Annotated in this window: 18 protein-coding genes; 12 read left to right on the top strand and 6 right to left on the bottom strand. The window is 39.3% G+C overall.

Annotated elements, in window-relative coordinates; all coding sequences use genetic code 11:
* Positions 1-258: 258 nt before the first annotated feature.
* The 7 genes from folP (at position 259) to ilvA (ending at position 8627) form a co-directional block, all read left to right on the top strand.
* Positions 259-1125 (top strand): dihydropteroate synthase, encoded by an 867-nt coding sequence (gene folP / locus AC106K_RS02525; protein ID WP_482443274.1) that lies wholly within the window; start codon positions 259-261, stop codon positions 1123-1125.
* A gap of 370 nt (positions 1126-1495) precedes the next feature.
* The gene (locus AC106K_RS02520) at positions 1496-2368 is read left to right on the top strand and encodes an aminotransferase class IV (RefSeq protein WP_482443273.1); all 873 of its coding nucleotides are present in this window, start codon (positions 1496-1498) and stop codon (positions 2366-2368) included.
* 179 nt (positions 2369-2547) lie between these two features.
* The gene (gene ilvD / locus AC106K_RS02515; protein ID WP_482443272.1) at positions 2548-4227 is read left to right on the top strand and encodes a dihydroxy-acid dehydratase; all 1680 of its coding nucleotides are present in this window, start codon (positions 2548-2550) and stop codon (positions 4225-4227) included.
* A 10-nt stretch (positions 4228-4237) separates the two neighbouring features.
* Entirely contained in the window at positions 4238-5959 is a 1722-nt protein-coding gene (ilvB, locus tag AC106K_RS02510; protein WP_482443271.1) for a biosynthetic-type acetolactate synthase large subunit, read from the top strand.
* Between the two features lie 19 nt (positions 5960-5978).
* Positions 5979-6260 (top strand): ACT domain-containing protein, encoded by a 282-nt coding sequence (locus AC106K_RS02505; protein ID WP_482443270.1) that lies wholly within the window; start codon positions 5979-5981, stop codon positions 6258-6260.
* A gap of 42 nt (positions 6261-6302) precedes the next feature.
* Positions 6303-7349, top strand: coding sequence for a ketol-acid reductoisomerase (gene ilvC / locus AC106K_RS02500; protein ID WP_482443269.1), 1047 nt, complete (start codon positions 6303-6305; stop codon positions 7347-7349).
* Positions 7350-7364: 15 nt separating this feature from the next.
* Entirely contained in the window at positions 7365-8627 is a 1263-nt protein-coding gene (gene ilvA / locus AC106K_RS02495; RefSeq protein ID WP_482443268.1) for a threonine ammonia-lyase IlvA, read from the top strand.
* A gap of 159 nt (positions 8628-8786) precedes the next feature.
* Here ilvA and AC106K_RS02490 read toward each other — a convergent pair whose 3' ends face one another.
* The 6 genes from AC106K_RS02490 to alaS all read right to left on the bottom strand — a co-directional run bounded on the left by AC106K_RS02490 (position 8787) and on the right by alaS (position 19965).
* Entirely contained in the window at positions 8787-10256 is a 1470-nt protein-coding gene (locus tag AC106K_RS02490; protein WP_482443267.1) for a M20/M25/M40 family metallo-hydrolase, read from the bottom strand.
* Between the two features lie 8 nt (positions 10257-10264).
* The gene (locus AC106K_RS02485; protein WP_312299881.1) at positions 10265-10501 is read right to left on the bottom strand and encodes a hypothetical protein; all 237 of its coding nucleotides are present in this window, start codon (positions 10499-10501) and stop codon (positions 10265-10267) included.
* A 75-nt stretch (positions 10502-10576) separates the two neighbouring features.
* On the bottom strand, positions 10577-12901 hold the full coding sequence (locus tag AC106K_RS02480) for a hypothetical protein (protein ID WP_482443266.1): 2325 nt from the start codon (positions 12899-12901) through the stop codon (positions 10577-10579).
* A 230-nt stretch (positions 12902-13131) separates the two neighbouring features.
* A complete protein-coding gene (locus AC106K_RS02475) occupies positions 13132-14946 on the bottom strand; it encodes a cytochrome-c peroxidase (RefSeq protein ID WP_482443265.1) in 1815 nt (604 codons plus the stop codon).
* Between the two features lie 66 nt (positions 14947-15012).
* Entirely contained in the window at positions 15013-16491 is a 1479-nt protein-coding gene (locus AC106K_RS02470) for an alkaline phosphatase PhoX (RefSeq protein ID WP_482443264.1), read from the bottom strand.
* 870 nt (positions 16492-17361) lie between these two features.
* Complete coding sequence (gene alaS, locus AC106K_RS02465; RefSeq protein WP_482443263.1) at positions 17362-19965, bottom strand: alanine--tRNA ligase; 2604 nt, start codon at positions 19963-19965, stop codon at positions 17362-17364.
* Between the two features lie 113 nt (positions 19966-20078).
* On the opposite strand from alaS, the gene AC106K_RS02460 reads away from it, so the two are divergent.
* The 5 genes from AC106K_RS02460 to msrB all read left to right on the top strand — a co-directional run bounded on the left by AC106K_RS02460 (position 20079) and on the right by msrB (position 23379).
* Complete coding sequence (locus tag AC106K_RS02460; protein ID WP_482443262.1) at positions 20079-20870, top strand: hypothetical protein; 792 nt, start codon at positions 20079-20081, stop codon at positions 20868-20870.
* Between the two features lie 22 nt (positions 20871-20892).
* A complete protein-coding gene (locus AC106K_RS02455; RefSeq protein ID WP_482443261.1) occupies positions 20893-21447 on the top strand; it encodes an RNA polymerase sigma factor in 555 nt (184 codons plus the stop codon).
* Positions 21448-21455: 8 nt separating this feature from the next.
* The gene (locus tag AC106K_RS02450) at positions 21456-21725 is read left to right on the top strand and encodes a hypothetical protein (protein WP_482443260.1); all 270 of its coding nucleotides are present in this window, start codon (positions 21456-21458) and stop codon (positions 21723-21725) included.
* An 80-nt stretch (positions 21726-21805) separates the two neighbouring features.
* Entirely contained in the window at positions 21806-22252 is a 447-nt protein-coding gene (locus AC106K_RS02445) for a DUF417 family protein (protein ID WP_482443259.1), read from the top strand.
* A gap of 17 nt (positions 22253-22269) precedes the next feature.
* Complete coding sequence (msrB, locus tag AC106K_RS02440) at positions 22270-23379, top strand: peptide-methionine (R)-S-oxide reductase MsrB (RefSeq protein ID WP_482443258.1); 1110 nt, start codon at positions 22270-22272, stop codon at positions 23377-23379.
* The last annotated feature ends 64 nt before the right edge of the window (positions 23380-23443 follow it).

The following is a 23443-nucleotide window of genomic DNA, read 5'->3' as shown; positions in this document are numbered from 1 at the left end:
GGAGACTGAAAGAGAGAAGGGAGCAAAGAGGAAACTTGCTGATTGAGGACAATATCTCAAGTCTCTCAAGTCTCTCATCTCTTCGTCTATTATCTATTATCTATTATCTATTATCTGTTGTCTGCTATCTGATGTCTGTTATCTGCTATCTGTTATCTCCATCTATTTCTATCTCAATTTTTCCCTAAATACATCTCACAAATTCTTAATTTTGCAATAATCAAAAAATCATTCATCATTTATCAATCCCCCTCTCACATGCTCTCAAACTCTCCGACTCTCCAACCCTCTCACTCCCAAACCTATTCCATCAATTGCAACGGAAGACTGATATTGCTGGACACTCCAAAGATCATGGGAATTCTCAATCTTACTCCGGATTCTTTTTCTGACGGCGGGAAATTTAACAATAAAAAGGCAGCTTTGGAACAGACTGAGAAACTGTTGAAAGACGGAGCAGAAATTATCGATATTGGCCCACAGTCTACGCGCCCCAATGCAGAATTTCTAAGCAGTGAGGAAGAGATCAGCAGAATCGGAAATATGATCTCTCAGATCAAAAAAGAGTTCCCGGAAGCCTTGATCTCCCTGGACACTTTTTATGCTGATACCGTGAGATTTGGATATGATGAAGGAATTGACATTATCAACGATATTTCAGGCGGACAGTATGACGAAAAAATGTTTGATACTGCGGCAGAAACAAAGCTTCCTTACATTCTGATGCACGTCAATCCGTCTTACGAAACGATGCATGAAAAAATCAGGTTTGAAGACATCACATTGGAGGTAAACCGGTATTTTTCTGAGAAGGTAAATACACTCCTGGAAAAAGGAGTAAATGACATCATTCTGGACCCCGGTTTCGGCTTTGGAAAAACAGTGGAAGACCAGATGAAAATGATCAGTGAAACCGAATATTTGGGTTGGGGAAGATTACCTTTACTGATAGGGATTTCCAGAAAATCATTCATCTACAAACCTCTCGGAAAATCACCACTGGATATTAATGAAGAAACCCAAAAACTCCACCTGAAAGTTTTGGAACAGGGAGCCAAAATTTTAAGAGTTCACGATGTTGCTGAAGCAAAGGAAACACTTACTTATTTTTTGCAGAAAAAATAAAAAGTGTTAAAAAAACTTGTGAGTAATTAAAAAGTTTATACATTTGCAACATGAATTTTACGAATCAGAAAAATATTATTGTCATTTCTATTGCAGCTGTTGTCATTTACAACAGTAAGGAAACGGCATTTTAAAAATAGATTTTTAATTTAAATTATATACGGCCGTTTCATATTTGAAGCGGCTTTTTTTTGTTTTAATTTTTTTATTTGTACAGCATATGTATCAGTTATTAGCAGTAATTATTATCGTCATTATTATTCCCTTACGTCTGTGAGAAGGAACGTGTATGACTGTACATATATTGAGCCCTCTCACAGCGTGAGAGGGCTTTTTTTATTCCTTTTATTCAATTTTAAACCCCTATAGCATGTATTACAACGACGACACCGTTATCTATTTCGACGGAAACTTTATGAAAGCCAGCGAGGCAGGAACCGATCTTTACGGACAATCACTTCACTATGGATACTCTGTTTTTGAAGGTATTAAATCCTACAGCACAGACCATGGAACAAGGATTTTTAAAGCAGAAGAACATTATGAAAGACTGAAAAGATCAGCAGAACTGATGCATATTCCTTTCGATTATTCCGTAGAAGAGCTTACGGCACTTACCTATGAGCTTTTAGAAAAAAACGGTTTCACAGATGCTTATATCCGTCCATTAGTTACATGTTCACCCAATATGTCCCTTTCAAAAGGAAAAAAATCCTACCTCTCTCTACTAGCCTGGGAGTGGAGTAACGGATACCTGGCAGATAAAATGAAGATCATGACCTCAGACTTCCAACGTCCGAACCCTAAAGCCTTCAAAGTGGAAGCGAAAGTAGGAGGACATTACGTCAACTCCATTTTGGCCTGTCAGGATGCCAAAGACAAAGGGTATGACGAAGCCCTTGTATTGGATGAAAACGGAAACGTTGCCGAAAGTTCCGGAGCCAATGTATTCTATGAAAAAGACGGAATGCTGTTTACGCCTGCTAAAGGAAGTATCCTTCCGGGAATTACAAGACAGACCGTTTTGGAGATCTGTAGTGAACTCGATATTCCCGTAAAAGAAACATTTTTTAAACCGGAAGAAATGCGCGGTGCAGATGCCGGATTTTTCTGTGGTACAGCTGCAGAAATCGTAGCTCTGGATTCACTTGATGATGTTCCTTTTACAAAAAACTGGACGGACACAGCAAGTGCTCGTGTACAACAGGCCTATTTAAAAAGGGTAAGAGTTCTGTCATTGTAAATTTTCAGAATTTAAAAATTTAATTATCAGTAAGATACGTTTGTTTTTTAAACGGTTGAGTATTGTAGTTTTCTTAAAAAAGGAAAATGAAAAAAATATAACAAGCTGTAGTTTTGGACCGGAATTAAATAAAAACTTCATCATAAAAAGATGAAAAGAACAGAAAAAGCAGAATAAATATGCTAAATAAATATTCAAAAACATTCACGCAGAATAGCGAACAGCCCGCCGCAAAAGCCATGTTGTACGGGATAGGTTTTACAGAAGAAGATATGCACAAGGCACAGATCGGTATTGCAAGTATGGGGTATGACGGAAATACCTGCAATATGCACCTCAACGATCTTGCTAAAATGGTGAAGAAAGGAACATGGGATTATGGACTGGTTGGGCTGATATTTAATACCATAGGAGTAAGTGACGGGATGAGCAACGGTACAGATGGGATGCGCTATTCACTGGTAAGCCGTGATGTGATTGCAGACAGTATTGAAGCCATCTGCGGGGCACAGTATTACGACGGGATTATCGCTTTACCGGGTTGTGATAAAAATATGCCTGGAACCATTATCGCGATGGGAAGACTGAACAGACCTTCTATCATGGTATATGGCGGAACCATTGCTCCGGGATGCTATAAAGGAGAACAGCTCAATATTGTTTCAGCTTTTGAAGCATTAGGGAAGAAGATTGCCGGAGAAATCTCCGAAGAAGATTTTAATGGGGTGATCAAAAATTCCTGTCCCGGTGCAGGAGCCTGTGGCGGAATGTATACAGCCAATACTATGGCTTCAGCAATAGAAGCATTGGGAATGAGCCTTCCATACTCCTCTTCAAATCCTGCTTTAAGCAAAGAAAAACAGGATGAATGCCATGAAGCGGGAAAATATCTGAAAATATTGCTGGAAAAAGACATCAGACCATCGGACATCATGACGCGTAAAGCTTTTGAGAACGCCTTGCGTATGATCGTGATTCTTGGAGGCAGTACCAATGCCGTACTGCATTTTATAGCAATGGCCAAAAGCGTTGGTGTACCACTGAATCAGGATGATTTTCAGAAAATGAGTGACTGTACTCCGGTTTTGGCAGACCTTAAACCAAGCGGAAAATATTTGATGCAGGATCTGCATGAGCACGGAGGAATACCGGCGGTAATGAAATATCTTTTAAATCAGGGATTATTGCATGGAGACTGTCTGACTGTCACGGGAAAAACACTGGCTGAAAATCTGGAACATGTTCCCGATCTTGATTTCGATAAACAAAAGATCATACGGTCTCTCTCGGAACCGGTAAAAGCAACCGGCCACCTGAGAATATTGTATGGTAATCTTGCGGAAAAAGGAAGTGTGGCCAAGATCACCGGAAAAGAAGGAGAGCGCTTTGTAGGCAAAGCAAGAGTATTTGATGGTGAGAAAAACCTGATCAGAGGAATTCAGGATGGAACGGTTCGGCATGGAGACGTCATCGTCATTAGAAACGAAGGTCCTAAAGGAGCACCCGGTATGCCTGAAATGCTGAAACCAACGAGCGCTCTGATCGGAGCAGGATTGGGAAGCAGTGTTGCCCTGATCACTGATGGAAGATTCAGTGGCGGAACCCACGGCTTTGTGGTGGGGCACATTACTCCGGAAGCCTATGAAGGAGGCTTGATTGCCTTTGTGGAAAATGACGATCTCATTGAAATAGATGCGGTAAACAATACCATACAGCTCAAAGTATCAGAACAGGAAATTGAAAAAAGAAAACAGGGATGGCAAAAACCTTCCCTTAAAGTACAGAAAGGATTACTCTATAAATATGCATTAACCGTGTCATCAGCTGCTGAAGGCTGTGTAACGGATGAAATCTCATAATCACAATATCATGGAGCATTTAAACAGATCTATCGAAAGAGAACTTAGCGGAAGCCGGATCATACTGGAAGCCTTTCTTCAGGAAGGGGTAAAAACAGTATTCGGGTATCCGGGGGGAGCCATTATTCCTATTTATGATGCCCTTTACGACTACAAGGGAAAACTGGAGCACATTCTGGTCCGCCATGAGCAGGCTGCCGTACATGCGGCTCAGGGACTGGCGAGGGTATCAGGGGAAGTCGGAGTGGTACTGGCAACAAGTGGCCCGGGAGCCACCAATCTCGTCACCGGTTTAGCGGATGCTTTATTGGATAATACCCCCTTGGTATGCATTACAGGACAGGTTTTCGAACACCTTCTAGGGACGGATGCTTTTCAGGAAATCGATGTGATGAATATTACAAGTCCTGTTACCAAATGGAACTACCAGGTGGCCAATGCCAATGAGCTTCCGGAAGTACTGGCGAAGGCTTTTTATATTGCCAGATCTGGCAGACCCGGTCCTGTATTGATTGATGTTACTAAAAATGCCCAGTTGCAGCATGTCTTATTTAAAGGCTATTCTCCATGTCACTCCTTGAGAAGCTATAAACCGGATCCCGTTCCCAGGATAGAAAACATCGAAAAAGCAGCAGATCTGATCAATCAGGCGGAAAAACCTTTTGTGATTGCCGGACAAGGTATTATGCTGGGGAAAGCGGAAAAAGAATTTCTGGAATTTGCTGAAAAATCAGGAATTCCGGTAGCGTGGACTGTTCTGGGTATGGGCGCTGTCCCTACAGATCATCCTCAGGCAGTCGGCATGGTAGGGATGCACGGAAATTACGGTCCCAATGTACTGACCAATGAGTGTGATGTACTCATGGCAGTGGGAATGCGCTTTGATGATAGGGTGACAGGAAGACTGGATCAGTATGCGAAGCAGGCCAAAATCATTCATCTGGATATTGATAATGCGGAGATTGATAAGAATGTAAAAGCAGACGTACCTGTACTGGGAAACTGTAAAGAAACCTTACCGCTTCTTACTGCTTTGATCAAAAAAAGAGACCATACCGAATGGCATCAGAAGTTTAAATACTGTTTTGAAATTGAGGACAGTACACTGATCCGTAAAGAATTATACCCTCTGGAAGGAGAAATCACAATGGGGGAAGTGATCAGATGTCTTAATGAAATGACGGATGGGAATGCAGTGATTGTTACCGATGTAGGACAACATCAGATGGTTACCTGCAGATATTCGAGTTTCAGATATTCACGGACGAATGTGACAAGCGGCGGATTGGGAACGATGGGATTTTGCCTTCCTGCAGCTATCGGAGCAGCCTATGGAGAAAAGAATCGTCCGGTCATTGCGATAATGGGAGATGGGGGAGTACAGATGAATATACAGGAATTGGGAACCATTATGCAGTATCGCCCTGATGTTAAAATTTTAATTCTCAACAACAGCTATCTGGGGATGGTAAGGCAGTGGCAGGAGTTATTTCATGAGGAAAGATATTCGTCTGTAGATATTCAGAGTCCGGATTTTGTACAAGTGGCCAAAGGTTATGGTATAGAAGGCTTCAAAGTGACCCAAAGAGAAGAATTGAAAACTGCTCTGCGCAGAATGCTTGATCATAAAGGAGCTTTCCTTCTTGAAGTGATGACGGGAAAAGAGCATAATGTATTTCCTATGATTCCACAGGGGAAAAGTGTTTCAGAGATCGTACTGAATGATAAATAAATTTTTAAAAGAGACAAAAATGAGAACAGAACATAAAGAATATACCATTACAGCGTATACAGAAGATTATTTAGGCCTGATCAGCCGGATCAACGCCATTTTTTCAAGAAGGAGAATTTCGATGGTCACCTTTAATGTAGGACCTTCTGAGACCGAATGCGTAAAAAAGTTTGTCATCGTTATTCGGGAAACAGAAGAATCAGTACAAAAAATCACAAGACAAATGGAAAAACAGGTAGATGTGCTGGAAGTACATTATCACAAGAATCCACATTTTACGGCAATGGAATATGCCAGCTAAACATACATTACATCAAAAAAATAATAAATAAAATCAAAAAAAATGGCAAAATTGAATTTTGGAGGAGTTGAAGAAAACGTAGTAACAAGAGAAGAGTTCCCCCTAAAAAAGGCTCAGGAAGTATTAAAAGATGAGGTAGTAGCTGTTATCGGCTATGGAGTACAGGGACCTGGCCAGGCACTTAATCAGAAGGATAACGGAATCAATGTGATTGTAGGGCAGAGAAAAAACTCAAAATCATGGGATAAAGCAGTGGCAGACGGATTTGTACCGGGAGAAACTTTATTTGAGATTGAAGAAGCACTGGAAAAAGGGACCATTATCTGCTACCTTCTGAGTGATGCCGCACAAATCGAATACTGGCCTAAAGTAAAACAACATCTTACCCCAGGGAAGGCATTATATTTTTCACATGGTTTCGGGATTACTTTCAATGAGCGTACAGGAATTGTTCCTCCTGCCGACGTAGATGTATTTCTGGTAGCACCCAAAGGATCCGGAACTTCATTAAGAAGAATGTTCCTGCAGGACAGAGGATTGAACAGCAGTTTTGCGGTATATCAGGATGCTACAGGAAAAGCAAGAGAAAGAGTAACAGCGCTGGGAATTGCAATTGGAAGTGGTTATCTGTTTGAAACAGACTTTAAAAAAGAAGTATACAGTGACCTTGCCGGGGAAAGAGGAACACTGATGGGAGCTGTACAGGGAATTTTTGCCGCACAATATGATGTTTTAAGAAAAAATGGGCACAGCCCTTCAGAAGCTTTTAATGAAACTGTGGAAGAACTTACCCAATCCCTGATGCCGTTAGTTGCGGAAAACGGAATGGACTGGATGTACGCGAACTGCAGTACCACTGCTCAGCGTGGAGCATTGGATTGGTGGAAGCGTTTCAGAGATGCTACTTCGCCTTTATTTGAAGAATTGTATGACAATGTGGCGAAAGGTAACGAAGCCCAAAGATCCATCGACAGTAACAGCAAGCCGGATTACAGAGAAAAACTGGAAGCTGAGCTTACTGAGCTAAGAGAAAGTGAAATGTGGAAAGCCGGAAAAACCGTACGAAGCCTCAGACCGGAGAATAATTAATCAATCTGAAAAAAAATGATGAAAGAAGAAGTAAGCTCCTCCGTTCTGGAGAATGTCTGCAAGGCGGAGGAAAGGCTTAAAAATGTAGTGATCAGAACCCCTTTAGCCAGCAATAATAATCTTTCTGCTATTTATGGAGCAAACATAAGCTTTAAAAGAGAAGACCTTCAGCAGGTAAGATCTTATAAGATCAGAGGAGCTTATAACAAAATGGCCACTATGACCCCTGAAAGCCTTGCGAAAGGAGTTGTTTGTGCCAGTGCAGGAAACCATGCTCAGGGAGTCGCGTTTGCATGCAACAGAATGAAAGTGAAAGGAACGATTTTCATGCCGCTGCCTACTCCCGGACAAAAACTGGAACAGGTAAGGATGTTCGGCGGCAGTTTTATTGAAGTAGTACTGTATGGGGATACTTTCGATGAAGCGAAAGATGCTGCCGTGAAATTTTGCAGAGAAAATAACGGAGTGTTTATTCACCCGTTCGATGATCCGGCGATTATTGAGGGTCAGGCGACCGTAGGAATGGAAATTCTGGAACAGACGGAGGAACCTATAGATTATCTTTTCGTACCCATTGGGGGTGGAGGACTGGCTGCAGGGGTGTGTACCGTTTTTCGGGAGCTGTCACCACAAACCCGGATTATTGGGGTAGAACCTTCAGCCGCTGCAAGTATGAAAAAGGCACTGGAAAAAGGAGAGCCCGTACTTCTTGAAAAAATAAGCAGGTTTGTAGATGGTGCAGCTGTGCAGCAGGTAGGCGCAGTCACTTTTGAGCTTTGTAAAGAAGTGCTGTCTGATATGGTAACGGTAGATGAGGGGCTGGTATGTGAGACTATTCTTTCATTATATAATAAAGACGCAATTGTTGTAGAGCCTGCAGGAGCACTTTCTGTAGCAGCCCTGGAAAAGTATAGGGAAGAGATAAAAGGTAAAAATGTAGTATGCATTATCAGCGGAAGCAATAACGACATCACCAGGATGGAGGAAATCAAAGAAAAGGCATTATTGTATGCCGGCCTGAAGCATTATTTTCTGGTCAGGTTTCCTCAGCGTCCCGGAGCATTGAAAACTTTTGTAATGGATGTGTTGGGGCCTGATGACGACATCACATATTTTGAGTACACTCAGAAAAATTCAAAAGAAAAAGGAATTGCTGTAGTAGGAATCGCTTTAAAGCAAAACAAAGACTTTTCCCCATTGATCAGTAAAATGAAAGAATATGATTTTTTTGTCAACTATCTGAACAATGATCCGTCGCTGATGAACCTGCTTATCTGAACCATTCAGCATCATTAGGTTGTTAAGAATAATGAAGAAGAATATCTTTAAATAAGACCATTCTTAATAGCCAATCCCTATTCAATTATTTCGTATTAAACACAGATTCTAAAACCCAATGATGAAAAAAGCTTCACAATCTGTGAAGCTTTTTTGTTTTTATCTTTCAAGCGAAAAATTCGGGAGCACTTTCGGGCGTTCCGTTTCGTTCGCAACTTTCCAGGATGTTCTGTACATCCATTCAGTCATTTTATATAGCTTTTTATAGTTGATGTTCTCAGATTCATCCTGTGGTGTATGGTACTGATCATGCAGGACACTGGTAAAGAATACAGCAGGAATCCCGATTTTGGCATAGGGAAGGTGATCACTTCTGAAGTAGAAATATTCAGCGTGGTTGGGAGAATCCCAGTCTTTCAGATATTTAAACTTTGTACTTTCGTTATTGGCTTCTTCGGCCATTTTTACAAGGTCATCCGAATTTTTATGAGGTGCATTTCCCCCCAATAAAGCCGCCTCATTGTTGTCGTTTCTTCCGATCATGTCGCCATTCAGTACGGCTACAATTTTCTCTTTCGGAACGACAGGGTGAGCTGCATGCCATCTGGAACCCAATAATCCTCTTTCTTCAGCCCCGTGAAATACAAATAAAATACTTCTTTTCCCAGGCTGCTTTTTATAGGCTCTTGCCATGGCCAGCATGGCTACACAGGTACTGGCATTATCATCGGCTCCGTTGTAGATGGTGTCATTTTTTACCGGATGTCTGATTCCGTCGTGATCCTGGTGACCACTCAGTAATACATATTCATTCTTAAGAACCGGATCAGTTCCTTCTATTTTTCCGATGATGTTTACAGAAGGGTATTTATACGTTTCCGTGATCAGGTTCAATGCTACTTTAGGGTTATTTTTTACCCAGCCGGCATTTTCTCTTTTGATCCACAATACAGGAAGATTATTGGTGATTTTTTCTCTTAAACCTTCCACACCATAGCTGCCTCTTGTCATTTGAGGAAGTACTTCTACCCAGCTTTGCTCAGAAATATCATCGGTAATGAAAATAATAGCTTTAGCACCCAGTTCGGAAGCTTTATTATAATATTTGGTGCGGACAAACCCGGGGTATCTTCTTACGAAAAGGGTCATATCTTTCGAAATATTCTTATCGGAAGCGTTTACAGCAAGCACTTTACCTTTGATGTTCAGTTTAGAAAGATCTTCAGGTTCAGCATTTCCGGCGTACACGATTTCAGCATCCAAAGATGCATTTACGGGTTCAGCAACAAGGAAGTCTTTCCATAATTTAAGATTCTGATCTCCTATTTTCAAGCTGCTTTGTGGGATAATCTGATGTCTGTACATATCAAAAAACTGGAAGAATGTACCATTGTCTCCTGCAGGTTTCATTCCGGCTTCTTTAGCTTTATCAGCCAGCCACATCGATACTTTTAACTCGTCCAGTGTTCCCGCTTCCCGTCCCCAGAACTGATCGGCGGCAAGTTCGTACATGTCTTTTCTGAGGTCAGCTTCTTTAATGGCAGAAACCAACGGTTTTTTATAGCTTTGAGCATTTCCGATACTGAACAGAAACAGGCCCAGCAGTGAAAGAATATAGTTTTTATTCATCTGTCTTTTTAGTTCATATTAGCAAGTTTATCAGAGAATTGTTTAGAAAACTCTTTTCTGTCTTCTTCCAGTTTTTCCTGATTAGAAGGTAAAATATAATTAAAAAGGATCTTGTCTTCATTGTCTAAAAAGATAATCTCCTTTTCATTTCCATCGATCATCTGGGAGAAAATTTCCCACATCGGCGTGTCTTTTAATTTTAATAATTCAAAAAACTGTTCTGCTTTGATTTCGATTTTCTGCATGTTCTTTTTTATATAGTGTCGTTGAATGCTTTTGAAAAATATTTCAAAATTACAGATTTTGCATTTCCCGGAATCTTAAAATTCCAAAAACTTCAGCTTAAACTGAATGGCAAAATTTTCTTTGAAATGAGGCGTAGCGTAATACCCAACTCTGTAGAAAACCCCAAGATTAAAATAGCTGGAAAGAAAATTGTTCCATTCCAGACCTACTTCCTGATACAGGTGGTCTAGCTTTCTGAACTTAAACTGATGGTATTCTCTGTGTTTCATATCTCCGATGGTTCCTCTTAATACAAAATCAAAGCTGGAAACATTGTGACCAAAGCTTTTGAAATACCAAGGAAGTTTGTGGGTGAAATAATAGGCTACAAATTTGTCATTATAATATTTACCCCCTTCAAGAGTGGCAAACCCAAGATAAGAGGTAAGGTTGAAGTTGAAATCTTTCCCCGGGGAAGCCAGTCCGTTCATCGTAAAGTTTTTCCAGATCGGCGCTTCTCCCAGAACCACTCCTCCGTAGAGTCTGAAACCGGTAGTCCCGATCGGTGTTTTGAAATTATGAACAAAAAGTGCATCAAAACGGGAGTAATTGAAGTCTCCACCCAGTAGCCTGTAACTCTGCTCATAGTTGAAATAGAGCTCAGGATACTTCTGATCGATCAGAGATTTTCCCTGCGGAGTCATGATATTGGTAGAATTCGGAGAGTATTTTAAGGTAAATAATGTGTTGAAGTTTTTGTAGGAAGTTCCACGGTCTCTGAACTGATAATCAAATTCTGCTCCTTCTATATTTCTTCTTACGGCTAAAGCCAGGGTAAGGCCGTTCGTTACATCATTCAGATAAGATAATGAAGCTCCTTTGAAGTGGAAATATTTATCATTGTTCAGGTTATTCCCGAAGTTCATCATTCTCATTTTGAAATTCCAGAGCTTTCGGTTAAACTCTCCCGAAGCCGTTACATCATCGTAAAATTCAAATCTGAAAATTGAGTTTTTCTCCAGAGTGGTTTTCACATCGATCCCCATACCATATTTCCACGCTCTGTCTTTTACCCCATAGGCAAAATAATAATCCGGTGAAAAGTAAGGATTGAAGTTCTCATTGATCTTGGCCTTTAATCCCAATCTGAAACCTTCATAAGAGTTGTAATTCACCACTTCATCTACAGCAAAATCTACAGAACCTACCCTGATTTGCCCATTCAGTAATCCGGATAATATCTGAGCTTTACTGTCTATTTTATACTGTTTTCCTAAACTGTCGATGGTTTTATAGGTATTCTGCTCTCTGCTGGTTAAAGGATCAGTTCTGTATTTGTCCAGAGAATGCCCGTCAATGCTCTTTACAGAGAAGGTGTATCCTTTAAAGTCTTTCGGATTCTCGTCGATAGGAGATTCAAAATCAAAATATCTGGAGGTCAGGAAAGCATACGTTCCAAAACTTTTCTTGTCCTTTTTATTGAAACGGTCTTTGTCATCCATAGCCATTTTACCCATTTTAAGCTTTGCTTTTTCGTGGGCAAGAAACCATTTGTTGTTATAAAACACCCAGGTACTGGTGATGATCCCGTCATTTTTGTTTTTACTGATATTCTCGATCTTTTTTATTCCGTAGGTTTCCGTATCTACATAGATCGCTCCGTTGTACTTTCTTTTTCGGTCCGGATTTTTATAATTCACTTCACGGAATCTGATCACAAAATTTTTCCTTCCGTCAATTTCAATGGTATCTGACAGAAAGAACTTGTAAAGCCCTCTGTTTTCCGGTTTCACCTGCTCTGGAACAACATCTCTGTTACTCTGCTGAAGGGCGATCATTTCATAGATAGGCTGTTTCAGTCCTGAAATCCTATTGTCAAGAATATTGATCTTTTCCCCATATTTTTTTGAGTACAAGAATTCCTGTGCTCTTTCCCAAAGGAAGAGTTTGCTTTTTGAAAATATCTTTCTCGCATTGATGTTATTCAGTGAATCCTTTTCTCTCTTCTTCTTGAAAACATTCAGGTCATTAAAATATTCCTGGAATTGAGAAATGCTGTCTTCATCAATATCCAGAGATATTTTTTCATAAGACTTATAAGAGTAGGATTTTAAACTTTTCGGAGAGTTCTCGTTGAAGAGTTTGTTTACTTTTTTCAGAATTTCTAAAGCTCTGGGATCACTTTTATCTTCAATGACTACTGCTTCGATAGCGGTTGTTTTCGAACTCTTTTTGAGCAGGGAAACTTCCATACTGCTTTCTACAGCGGCAGTCTCTTTCTGATAAGAATCGGCATCAATACTGATGCTTCTGCAATCTGTTTTAAATTCCAGGGTGCCCTGTTCATCAGTATAACCAAGAACTTTGTTATTACATGATATTTTTGCATTGGAGACAGGCTTTTGGCTGGTGTCATCCACAACCTTTATTTTTGATTGCGAATACCCCAAAAAGAACATCAGAAAAAATAATAACAGTAAACCCCTTTTCATGTAAAAAAACAAGGTCAAAATTAATAATATTTATTCTCTTAGAAAAGTTTTTAAGAGAGGTTAACATTGATTTGATCTAATCTTTCAATGGATAATTTTTAATGATTCAAAATCCCGGAATCTGATGAAGTCAATCAATGCCAGTCTGATTCTCAGGTTTATCGGTCATCCAAAGCTTTCATAAATTCAATAATAGCGTCTATTTCCGCATCACTGAGCTGTAGCGGACTATCTGAAAGCGTTTGATTTTCAACTTTAAATCCAAAACTTTTACCACCGCCTTTGTTATAGAAATTCATCACCTCTTTCAGCGTTCTGTAACCTCCGTTATGCATATAAGGAGCCGTTTTGCTGATGTTTCTGAGCGTAGGAGTTTTAAAAGAATGCTGCAGGGTAGCAACCGTTTCGTGGAACTTTCCTCTGCCGGGATCCTGATCAAAAACCTTATTCTCTCCATTGATAGCTACTCCAAGTACTTCCTGTTCCGTTTTTTTGAAAGTTGGGGGTACTGTTCCGTTGAACAGAGGAAGAAAATGACAGATGGCACACTGGGCTTTCCCTACAAAAAGATTAAAACCTTCTTGCTGATTTTTGGTCATGGCAGATTTGTTTCCTCTCATATAATCATCAAAATCAGAATTGAATTTCGCCAGAGAACGGATGTAGCTTGCCAGTACATTCTGAAGCTGCCACGTTTCAGTTTGGGAGGTTTTATAAATCTTTTTAAATTCTGAAAGATAATTTTTGTCCTGGTTGATTTTCGACAAAATGGTATGAAGATCGCCATGCATTTCGTCCTTATTGGAAATGACATCAGAACTCTGTCCTTCCAGATCATCTTTTCTCATATCCCAAAATTGACCATGCTGAAGCCCTGCATAATTAAGAGATGGTGCATTCCTTGAAAGTGCTGTATTACCAAGCGACATCGATTGAGGAAGACCATCAGTAAATGCTTTTTCAGCGATATGACAGGTGGCACAGCTTCTGTTATTATGATTTGAAAGAATTTTATCATTGAAGAGCTTTTTCCCGAGAGCTGCTTTCTCCTCAGAATAAGCATACTGTTTTCCAGGGCTGAATGCATCAGGATTAAACGCATTTTTCGAATAAAAAGTGGCTGCATTTTTATTCAGAGCAGTCGTGACGTCCACATTTCCAATTTTTTCCTGTTCTTGAAAATCCAGCATTAAAGAAGCCAGAGGATTCAGATGATCAGGGATGAAACCTGCATAATCAAATGTGTTTTTATCTGTATTCTTTTTCAGAATGCTGATGATCGTATCAATTTGAGTATTAATACTTTTTAATACTTTATCTTTAGACTTATCTGTAGCAATTTGCTGTAAAGTCTGCCTGATTCCTTCCAACGAATAAGGTATTTCCTTTAAAAACGTTCCGGAAACAGGCGTATCAAATCCTGAAATCCCTAAACTTGAGATTCTGAAAACTTCCTGTCGCAGGGCATCAAAGGTCTGGCTTTTGTCAATGGTAATCGCCTGAAAATTGACACTGATCGCATTAGACTTGCTGCTAAGCTTTGTAAGAAATCTGATGACTTCATCTTTATTGGCTTTGTCATAAGGATACAGCATTTCTTCAAGGACTTGCAGGCCTTCGGGTTCTATTTCAGTATGTTCGTCCATTTCAATTTCAGGCAGGGCAGGACCGTTGATAAATCTGGCAGAATAAGGGAGGAAATATTCTATGGCCCATTCCATTCCTTTATAGGTTTTGCGAAGCGCTTCAAATTTCTGCTGAATCACCTTTTCTTCTGCATTATTGGAAACAAGACGGGTGAGTTCACCAATCTGTTTTTCAAATTCGGAATTTGTTTTCAGGATTTCTTTTTTTACCGAGCCCAGATCTTCACTTATGGGTTGTTGTTTTTCTCCTTTGCAGTAGGAGAGAATAAAAAGTGCCGCCGCTGAGTATAGAAATAAAAGGATTGGGTATTTTGAAAGCTTCTTCATAAGTATGAAAAAGTATCAACAGAAATTTTTCTATTGATACTTTGGAGGTTTATTGAATGATTAAAACTATTTTTCTACGTTTCTGATGATGACAGTCTGTCCACCTTCTTTATTGGTGTTGATGCCGGAACCGTCAGGATTTAAAAATTTATCCAACTGCCATGTGTGAGAATGGATATTCACAGCAAATGTATTAGGAACACCAATGATGTCAGAAATATCAACCATTGCTCCAAATTCCCATGAACCGAATTTCTGAAGATCTCCGGACTGGTTATAAGCAGTCTGCCATGCTGCATTATTTCTGTTGTGCTGCATATTCAGCCATGGCTTGTATTGTTTCGTTGCGATATTCAGCTGCCAGATGTAAGAATCATGCTTCGCTGCTTTATAGTAAGAGTCGCCGTCTTCCTGAATGTAAACAAAGTTTTCAGTAACGCAAAGGTTATCAGGATTGATCAGGTTGTTACCAGGATTAGAATCACCTTCAGCGACTACTTCCAGTTTCCCGGTTAGCATATTATTGGTATTTAAAACAAGCTTGTACACTCTTCCCCACATCGTTAATCCCGGTTTAGGATTGATTCCGTCAGAAGATTCTCCGGTTGCTGTAAAGTAGATTTCTCTTCCTTTTCCAGCTCCTTTTCTGTAGTCTACATCTTCCACTCTTGAGAAACGGATGGCATTATTATCGATGTTTTTCTGGTTGATCTGTGCTCCGGTAAGGTTTTTAGCGTTAGGAATCTCAACAAACTCTACGTCATAGCTGCTTCCTTTTGTCATATCCGTTTCCGTATAATTGTTGTTGGTTCTCTTCAATGCATATAATTTCCCGTTATCCAGATCACCTTGCGTATCGGCTACATACATGATCAGCTGTCCTGCAGATTGATGAGACGTAGAATAAGACTGATCTTCACCGATGATAATATAGGATTTACCATTAGAAACGTCTTTAGGAAGCGGAACAGCATTTTCCATAGAAGCTTTTCCCAATGCCGGCTTTACTCTGGTTTTATCTGCTGCCTGGGAAGTAGGTGCCAATGGGCTTAAAGCATGAACCATACTTTCTTCACCTGATTCACCTGCTGTAAGAAATGCGCTGAAACCATGAGTCTCAGGAGTGGCAAGAGTGGCAGAACATAATCTTGTGAATCCTCCTTTTCCATTCAGGATATATTCTCCTTTGAAAGGTTTGAAGGTCTTGTCCAGATATACTCTTGATACGGATTGCTTGATTTCATGGTTGGTAATCATCAGATAGCCGTCAGAATTAGGATCCTTCATGATTCCCATCCCGTCCGGCTGGCCTCCGAAAACGAAATCAGGAGAGCCCGGAAGAACATCGGAACTGGAGATTAATGTGGTAATATTTAAATTTTCAAAACCAGGCATTCCATAGACAAAAGCGGATTCCTTGGAAAAGTTTTCAATTTTGATTTTGTCATTCACAGGGGTACTCGTATCCCCGTTATTGTCATCATTACAGCTTTGAAAAGCCAGCGCTGCAAAGACTAAAGCTCCAATAGTTTTGTTAATTTTCATAATTGTTTTTTTGAATTTCGATTAAGACAAAACTAAAGTTCTATTGTGAATTACATTTTAAGAGGACGAAACAAATAGTTTAAGATTGAATGCTGATTTGTTAAGCGAAGATCAATAATTAGAATGAATATAAATAAAATACAACACCCCTCGATTTTCCATTGATAAAAATAAATTCGTGGATCCGTGGCAAAAAAAATGCTCACAGATTCATAATATAACGCAGAGTGCGCAAAAGTTTTTATTCATCTTTTTTCGTTCGCAAAGGCGTTACACTCAGCTATTGAATCCTTGCGTTTTTTGCTGAATAGAGTGCCTTTGCGAACGAAATGTTTAGAATAGCATGAGACATTTCTTGCGAACCTTAGCGTTAAACAAAAAAGAATTCATGGATCCGTGGCAAAAAAATGCTCACAGATTCATAATATAACGCAGAGTGCGCAAAAGTTTTTATTTATCTATTTTTTTTCGTTCGCAAAGGCGTTACACTCAGCTATTAAATCATTGCGTTTTTTGCTGAATAGAGTGCCTTTGCGAACGAAATATTTAGAATAGCATGAGACATTTCTTGCGAACCTTAGCGTTAAACAAAAAAAAATCGTGGATCCGTGGCAAAAAAAAGCTCACAGATTCATAATATAACGCAGAGTGCGCAAAAGTTTTTATTTATCTATTTTTTTTCGTTCGCAAAGGCGTTACACTCAGCTGTTGAATCATTGCTTTTTTTGCTGAATAGAGTGCCTTTGCGAACGAAATGTTTAGAATAGCATGAGACATTTCTTGCGAACCTTAGCGTTAAATAAAAAGAAAAACAGGTTGTCTCAAAAAATGAAACAGCCTGTTTTAAAATGTATAATAGTGATACTATTCTTAAATATTCAATGCTTTCTGATAAGCATTTTCCAGTCCGTCAAGGTTCTTACCACCAGCTGTTGCAAAGCCAGGGTTTCCACCGCCACCACCTTGGATCTCTTTTGCAAGATCTTTTACGATAGCTCCAGCCTGGTAATCTGCTGCAAGATCGTCAGAAACTCCTACAGTAATCATAGGTTTTCCGTCCGCATCAGAAAGAATGATCGTCACAGAAGTTGGGATATCTTTCTTCAATTGGAATACGATGTCTTTTACAGACCCTGCGTCCAGAGAAGTTTTCTTTACCAAAAGCTGCTTATTGCCTTTCTGCTCATAGGCATTCTTCCATTCACCGATTTCTCCTTTTGCTTTTTCTTTTTTCAAAGCATCTACTTCAGACTTTAATGATGCATTTTCTTCGATCAGTTTTTCGATAGATCTTACAACATCTTTAGACTTTAGCAACTGAGAAAGTTCGATGATCTGTTTTTCAAGATTTTTGAAATATTCTTCAGATTTATCTCCTGAGATCGCCTCAATTCTTCTGATCCCTGCAGCTGCAGAACCTTCAGAAGTAATTTTAAAGTGACCGATTTCACTGGTGTTCTTTACGTGAGTTCCTCCACAAAGTTCTTTTGAACTTCCAAACTGGATCATTCTTACATTGTCACCATATTTTTCACCAAATAAAGCCATCGCTCCCTTATCCAAAGCTTCCTGGATAGGAATACTTCTGAATTCCTGTAAAGCAATGCTTTCTTTGATCTTATTATTGACTTTTTCTTCAATTAAAGCTAATTCTTCTTCAGTCATTTTATTGAAGTGAGAGAAGTCGAAACGAAGATAATCAGGACCTACATAAGAACCTTTCTGTTCTACGTGAGTTCCTAAAACCTCTCTTAAAGCTTCGTGCAGAAGGTGAGTCCCAGAGTGGTTGGCCTGAGAATTCTTTCTTTCCGAAGCGTTTACCTTAGCATAGAAAAGAGCTCCGGCATCTTTAGGAAGACCGTTGATAAGGGAAATGATCAATCCGTTTTCTTTTTTGGTTTCCAATACCTCAAAGCTTTCGGTTGCATTTTCCAATACCCCTTTATCACCAACCTGTCCACCACCTTCAGGGTAGAAAGGAGAGCTGCTCAGGACTACCTGATAAAATTCACCATCTTTGTTTTCTACCTTTCTGTATCTTGTAATATACGTTTCAGACTCAATCTGGTCGTAGCCTACAAATGTTTCAGGCTTTGATTCAAGATTTACCCAGTCATATACTTTTTGAGCAGAATCTGCTTTTGAACGAAGTTTCTGTTTCTTCATTTCAGCTTTGAATCCGTCTTCATCAATTGTTAAGCCTTTTTCTTCAGCAATAATTCTTGTTAAATCATCAGGGAAACCATATGTATCATACAATTCAAAAACTTCTTCGCTTGGTAATACTTTCTGGTGGTTTGCAATTGTCTGTTGGATCAGCTTTTCTACTCTGATCAAGCCGTTTTCAATTGTTTTCAAGAATGAATCTTCTTCACTTTTGATCACTTCAGCCACCAATTTTCCTTGCTTTTCAAGTTCCGGGAAGAAAGCTCCCATTTGTTCCTGCAGTACAGCAACCAATTTGTAAAGGAAAGGTTCTTTCATATCCAGGAATCTGTAAGAATAAGAAATTCCTCTTCTTAAAATTCTTCTGATCACATAACCGGCTCCTCCGTTGGAAGGCAATTGTCCGTCTGCAATTGCAAAAGAAACCGCTCTGATGTGGTCTACCACCACACGGATGGCAATATCTTTTTCGTTTTCTAAAATTCCGGTATACTTCTTCCCTGAAAGTTCTTCAACTTTAGCAATAAGCGGTGTGAAAACATCCGTATCATAGTTGGAAGATTTTCCCTGAAGCGCCATACAAAGACGCTCAAAGCCCATTCCCGTATCTACGTGCTGAGCAGGAAGTTTTTCCAGAGATTTATCTGCTTTTCTGTTGAACTCCATGAAAACCAGGTTCCATACTTCCACTACCTGCGGGTGGTCCTGATTCACAAGGGAAATTCCCGGAACCGCTGCTTTTTCTTCAGGAGTTCTCAGGTCAATATGGATTTCTGAACACGGTCCGCATGGTCCGCTTTCACCCATTTCCCAGAAGTTATCTTTTTTATTTCCGTTGATGATTCTGTCTTGTGAAATGTGAGATTTCCAGAAATCATAAGCATCCTGATCTCTGTCCAGATTTTCTGATGCATCTCCTTCGAAGATCGTTACGTATAAATTTTCTTTTGGAATTCCGTATACTTCAGTCAGTAATTCCCAGGCAAAAGCAATAGCCTCTTTTTTGAAGTAATCCCCGAAAGACCAGTTTCCTAACATCTCAAACATGGTGTGGTGGTAAGTATCTCTACCTACATCATCCAGGTCATTGTGCTTCCCTGAAACTCTCAGACACTTTTGAGTATCGGCAATTCTAGGGGCGGTAGGGGTTTTGTAGCCAAGGAAAAAATCCTTGAACTGTGTCATTCCGGAGTTGGAAAACATAAGGGTAGGGTCGTCTTTCAGCACAATAGGAGCTGAAGGAACGATCAAGTGCTCCTTACTTTTAAAATAATCTAAAAATTTTTGACGTATCTCTTGTGATGTCATAGTATTGCTTTTGCTTTTTTAAATATCAAATTTTGATAAGATGCAAATTTAAAGAAAAAAACACTTTGTTGAAACTAGCGATTCTTATATATTTGATTTCTTAAAGCTGTTTAATGAGACTCATTTTATTTTTTATTGTAATATTCAACCTTTCCTTTGCCCAGAAAGCATTTATGTTTAATGAAATCAATGCCATAAAAGATCCGGAATTAAAGACCAGTTTGAAAAAGCAGGAAAAGACAGTCAACTCCATTTTGGAAATCCTGGCGATAGGGGATGAAGCGCGGAAATTAAAGGAAAGCAGGACTACTGGAAAGGTTTCTGCATTATCACCTGGAACTCCCGTTGAAAATAAAATTCTAAAAGCAGATTCGTTACTTTTGATTCAGTTTAGGAATTTCGAAAAAGACCACGTCGTTCTCAAGGTGAAGGAAGATGAAAAGCTGTCGAATCTTTTCTATACTCAGGCTATAGATAAAATTAACGGTTCCTATATCAAATACAATAAAGATGTTGGAATCTTCCAAAAATACAAGGTTTATGATGCCAATAAACAGATGAAACGGTATACTGTTTTTCCTGGATGTGAAAAATTTTCTGATAATCCGCATGAACTCAATGAATGCGGGAAAAAGCATGTGGCCAATGCAATATCCTCCAACGGAATTTCAGATAATGCAGATTCTTCAAAGACAAGGCCTATGACCATCATTTATAATGTTACGACCAAAGGAGAACTTATTGTAAAGCAGATTTATATGTCCTCCAATGATTTTTTCTTTGATATGAGTGTGGTAAGTGCTCTGAAAGCCTATTACAAGAACAAGAAAGTGGCACCGGCTATTGCTGAAGATGGCTCACCTATGAATATTCTGAGATATTATGATTTAAAACTGGAACTATAATTCTTCCGGATAAAAAATAAAGATGATGAAGAATGAAGTCCTTAAAAGCTGGATAGACCAATATTCCGGTCCCCTTTTGAAAAAAGCAGTGTATTTGCTTTCGGATAAGGAAGATGCAGAGGATATTGTTCAGGATGTTTTTCTGGCAGCTTACTCGTCCTATGATTCTTTTGAAGGAAAAAGTCAGCCCTTAACCTGGTTGATGGCTATTCTGAACAGAAAAGTTGCCGATTTTTACCGAAAAAAATATAAATCCGAACCGAATATCAGACTTGATCACTTTTTTGATGAGACCGGATCCTGGAAAAGTAATAATGTTTTGAAAGACTGGGATGTATCAGTCACCGGGGATGAGCTTTTGGATAATGCAGACTTTAATAAAACGCTGGAAGAATGCATGGATGAATTGCCTGCCAGATGGAAAATTTTGTTGAAAATGTATTATATTGAAGAAAAAAAAGCACCGGAAGTAAGTCAGGAATTGAATGTTTCAACGACTAATCTATGGAAGATCCTTCAAAGAACCCGGATGCAGCTTCGGGAATGTCTGGAATTTAACTGGTTTTCAAAAGGATAACATATACAATGATAAGAAAAATTCTACATATATTATTTCTGCCATGCAGCGAGGCCACTCTGCTGATGGAAAAGCGGAATGCCCGTTCTATTTCACCCAAAGAGAACCGAAAGCTTAGCCTGCACATTATGATCTGCAAATGGTGTAAGATGTATAATGAAAAGCTTAAAGTGCTGGATTCTATTTTTGAAAAGACACTTTCAGAAAAGAAAACAGAAATTAATGAGTCTGAAATTCAGGATTTTAAAAATAAAATGATCGATAAATTAAATTTCTGAGAAAATTTCTGTCAGGATTTTAAAAAGCCACCGACTATACTTCTGAAAACAACGAAGTATTCATTTAAAAATTTAAAAGTATGGTCGGAACAGTACAGAAATCGAATCACAATCAATTATCCGGAGCAGGATATTACATTTCACTTTTTGGGGCAGCCCTTATTTTACTCTGGATCGGAATCTTCAAATTTACCCCTACAGAAGCAGCAGCGATAAAACCTCTGGTTGAAAACCATTTCTTAACTTTTTTCGTATATAAGATAATGAGTGTTCAGGCAGTGTCAAACCTTATCGGCGTGATAGAAATTATCATTGCCTTACTCCTGATATTTAGTGCGAAATTTGCTGTATTAAAAAAATATGCAGGAATAGGAATGATCGTTACGTTTCTGGTAACATTGAGCTATCTTTTTACGACTCCTGGAATTTGGAAAGTGGTAGATGGAGTGCCTGTGACAGACTTCTTTATTCTGAAAGATCTTATGCTTTTAGGATTTGGATTGATGATCGTTCAAAATAATAAATAATGAGTAAAAAGCTAAATATGAAAAATATATTAATCGTACTCGGAATCATTCTGGGTATCGCAGTGTTTGCTGCAGGATCCGGGCTTTTTAAAAAAACAAAGCCCACTGAAGTCGAAAATAAAAAAGAAAAACAGGAAATTATGGACAATAAGAACGCAAGAGAGATTTATTTTGCAGGTGGATGTTTCTGGGGAACAGAGCATTTCTTTCAGCAGATTCGTGGGGTAGTAGGTACTGAGGTAGGGTACGCTAATGGAAATACCCAAAATCCTACTTATGAAGAGGTGGTAAGCCATACCACAGGCTTTGCAGAAACTGTAAAAGTAAAATATGATCCTGAACAGGTTGACCTGAAATTGCTGATCGATCTGTATTTCAAAACCATTGATCCTACCACTAAAGATCAACAGGGAAATGATAGGGGAAATCAGTACAGAACAGGAATTTATTTTACAGATAAAACCGATGAAGCAGTGGTGAAAGGTGAAGTACAGAAACTGGCAAAAAACTACAGTAAGCCGATATTGGTAGAAACCATTCCGTTGAAAAACTTCTATAGAGCAGAAGATTATCATCAGGATTATCTGGATAAAAATCCAGGCGGGTACTGTCATATCGAACCGGGCTTGTTTGAAATGGCCAAAAAAGCAAACCCGCTTCCGGCAGCTCCCAAAGCAACCTCATATCAAAAACAGGATAAAAAGGTTTTAAAACAAAAACTGACAGCAGAACAATATAATGTCACTCAGGAAAACGGTACCGAAAGACCTTTCCAGAATGAATACTGGGATGAAACCCGTGAAGGAATTTATGTTGATATTACGACTGGTGAGCCGTTATTCATTTCAACGGATAAATTTGAGTCCGGTTGTGGATGGCCAAGTTTTTCAAAACCGATTACCAAGAATTTAATTGACGAAAAGCTGGATCGTACGCACGGAATGACCAGAGTGGAAGTAAGAAGTAAAACCGGGGATGCTCATTTAGGACACGTTTTTACGGATGGTCCTGCAGATAAAGGAGGGCTTCGTTACTGTATCAACAGTGCTTCACTGAAGTTTATCCCAAAAGCGGAAATGGAAACAAAAGGATACGGAAAATATCTTCCGTTGTTAGATAAAAAGTAAGATGAAAGAAGGAGATTTTTGAATCTCTGATTGAGTGGGGCGGCTGAACCTTCGGTTCAGCCGC

It is taken from the genome of Chryseobacterium sp. FR048, from assembly GCF_056844665.1.
The sequence above is the reverse complement of the archived record's forward strand: the minus strand, read 5'-3'. Positions and strand labels throughout refer to the sequence as shown.